Origin of the sequence: Streptomyces sp. WM6386 (assembly GCF_000972385.1) — a bacterium.
GTDB lineage: Bacteria > Actinomycetota > Actinomycetes > Streptomycetales > Streptomycetaceae > Streptomyces.
This window is the reverse complement of record NZ_JXTE01000550.1, coordinates 1-409: the sequence shown is the minus strand read 5'-3', so window position 1 is coordinate 409 and position 409 is coordinate 1. Positions and strand designations below refer to the sequence as shown.

At 67.2% G+C, this 409-nt stretch carries 1 pseudogene; it reads right to left on the bottom strand.

Annotated features, from left to right (window positions below):
• Positions 1–82: 82 nt before the first annotated feature.
• Positions 83–409 (bottom strand): annotated as a pseudogene (locus TN53_RS42650) (amidohydrolase); the annotation flags it as partial.

Here is a 409-nt window from a genome sequence, read left to right as displayed (position 1 = left end):
ACGGACTGATCCCACAGGCTGGTCCCACGGACTGAGCCCGGTACCGAACGCCGGTACCGGGCTCACGACTCTCCTGCGACGCTCAGCGGCTGATCAGCTGCTGAGCGTTGCGGAACATGATGTCGTCCTGGGCGGACTCGCCGAGCTCCGCGATGAGCTTGCGGAAGTCGGCCGGGTCGGCCAGGCCCTCCGCGTGCGGGAAGTCGGAGCCCATGACGATCGACTCGTGGTATCCGAGGCGCTTGACGACATTCACGATGTCGTCCTCGGGGTAGGGCACCACGCGGATGTGCCTGCGGAAGACCTGGCTGGGGCGCTCGTCCAACTGCCCGCCGATCCAAGGACCGTTGCGGCCCATGCCCCGGCTCTTGTCCATATGGCGCACGAAGTGCGGCACCCACTCCGAGCC